At 49.6% G+C, this 2,151-nt stretch carries 2 protein-coding genes; both read left to right on the top strand.

Annotated elements, in window-relative coordinates:
* A partial coding sequence (locus NZ772_17835) for an S-layer homology domain-containing protein (GenBank protein ID MCS6815415.1) occupies positions 1 to 966 on the top strand: 966 nt, incomplete at its 5' end.
* 541 nt (positions 967 to 1,507) lie between these two features.
* Positions 1,508 to 2,151 (top strand): endonuclease/exonuclease/phosphatase family protein (locus NZ772_17830; GenBank protein MCS6815414.1); only part of this gene is annotated, 644 nt, incomplete at its 3' end.

Here is a 2,151-nt window from a genome sequence, read left to right as displayed (position 1 = left end):
AGAAGTCGCAATGCCATCAGATTTGTTGATGTGCCAAGTACCTACTGGGCATACAGTGTAGTGCAGACTGCTTACACCACCGAATTTTTGAGTGGCTATCCTGGCAACGTGTTTTTACCTGAGCAAAACATTCCGCGTGTGCAAGCCCTAGTATCCCTAGCTAGTGGTTTAGGCTATACCCCCAGTGGCAATCCTAACCTTATTTTGCCCCAATTCTATAACGATGCTGCTGATATCCCCAGCTACGCCTACAGTGGTATTACAGCCGCTACCCAGCGCCAAATTGTTGTCAACTACCCCAATATTCGGCAACTGAACCCTAACCAGATCGCAACCCGCGCCGACGTAGCTGCCTTTATCTATCAGGCACTAGTACAGTCAGGTCAAGCAGTGCGCATTAATTCTAGCTACATTGTTGGGCAAGCTCCTACCACACCTCAACTTAGTCAAAATCGGATTGTCGCTGGCACGCTGATTCCAGTCAGCTACGACAAGTCAAAAATCTTGCTAGCCCCCAATGAGACCGTGCCCCTTACCTTAAGGGTTCGTCAAGCTGTGGCTGCTCCTGCGGGCAATGTGCTCATTCCTGTGGGCACTCAGGTGGTAGGGGAGCTACGTCCTGCTCAAAATGGTTCACAATTTGTTGCCCGTGAATTGGTATTTGTCGATGGTCGCCGCATGACCATCAATGCTACCTCTCAAATCATCAGCCGAACGGAAGAAATCAGTCAGGGTATCAATGTGGGCAATGTGTTGCGGAATGCAGCCCTCGGTGGCGCAGCAGCAGCAGCTATTGCCGCTGTGACTGGAGATACCGCGATCGCCACGGAAGAAGTTCTCAGTGGTGTTGGGGTTGGCCTCTTGGCAGGATTGTTGTTAGAGCGTAACCGGGTTACTCTAATCTCTGTGAACCCTGAAGCTGACCTAACCTTGACAGTCAACTCTGACCTTGTGATGCAGTTCTAGTGATGCAGGCGAATTTCCCCTTGTGGATTAGAGTTCTAGTATCTCTGATAGGCAAGGGTAAGAGGACAGTACCACAAGCCCGATTATAAAGACTTAGCCTGCAACGAGCCATAGTGATTCCCCCTTGTTCCCCTTAAACAAGGGGGGATTGAGCTAGTTTGGGTTGAGGCTCACCTTACTGAGGAGGTTTTGGGGAGGTTTAGGGGAATCTTAGCAGTTGTTCCTCCTTTGTCCCCTTTAAGGAGTAGGACTCGAACTAGCCTGGGTTGAAGTCCTCTTGTTAAGGGGGATTGTAAGCTAAATCTAGCAGGTCTCAGCATTAGGGTTGAGATGAGGGTATGTAGATCTTAAACTCATACCAATTCCCCAAAAGCCAGCGCCATAACCCATTAGTTTGTAATTAAGACTGAAGTCTCTACTACAAGCTATCCGCAGTCGTAGCGTAGAGAAGTAGTATGAAGGGAGGGGCTGTTGTGCGACTCTGTTGCCAGTTGCCACTAGCATAGAACAGGATAGTATTGACCATCAACGGTCTACAATCATGGGGAGACGCATCATTCAAGTGCTGATAGTGATTGGGGTTAGCGTATTAGTAGGGCTGCTAGTGCTGGTAGGCTTTTTTGGGTGGGCAAGTTCAGCAAGCTATCCCCGCGATCGCTATGCAGAGCTAGTGACCTTCAACAACAAGGCTCCTGCGATTCTCTCAAACGAGGCAACGATCGTTACCTATAACATCGGGTATTTGTCGGGTTTGACCAATAACCAAGCAGTGCAGCGGGATGCTGAGTTATTTACCCAGAACTTGCAGACAGTGTTAACGGCCCTGTCTAGGGTGCAACCAGACATTATCGGGTTGCAAGAGATTGATATTGCGTCCCGACGATCCTTTGGAGTTAACCAGGTGACTGCCTTAGCGGAAGGATTATCCCTAACTATGGGTGCGATCGCCATCAATTGGGACAAGCGCTACGTGCCATTTCCCTATTTTCCGCCTTCGGCGCACTTTGGGCGAGTGGTTTCTGGGCAAGCTATCCTTAGTCGTTATCCCATCCAAACCCATGAGCGGGTGGTGTTGGAATCAGTGCCGACCCACCCGTTTTGGTATCGGGCATTTTATCTAGACAGGCTGGCCCAGGTGAGCCAGATTCAGCTAGGGAATCAGCCTATTGTTGTGATCAATGTACA

It is taken from the genome of Cyanobacteriota bacterium (assembly GCA_025054735.1).
In the GTDB taxonomy this organism is placed as follows: domain Bacteria; phylum Cyanobacteriota; class Cyanobacteriia; order SKYG9; family SKYG9; genus SKYG9.
The sequence above is the reverse complement of the archived record's forward strand: the minus strand, read 5'-3'. Positions and strand labels throughout refer to the sequence as shown.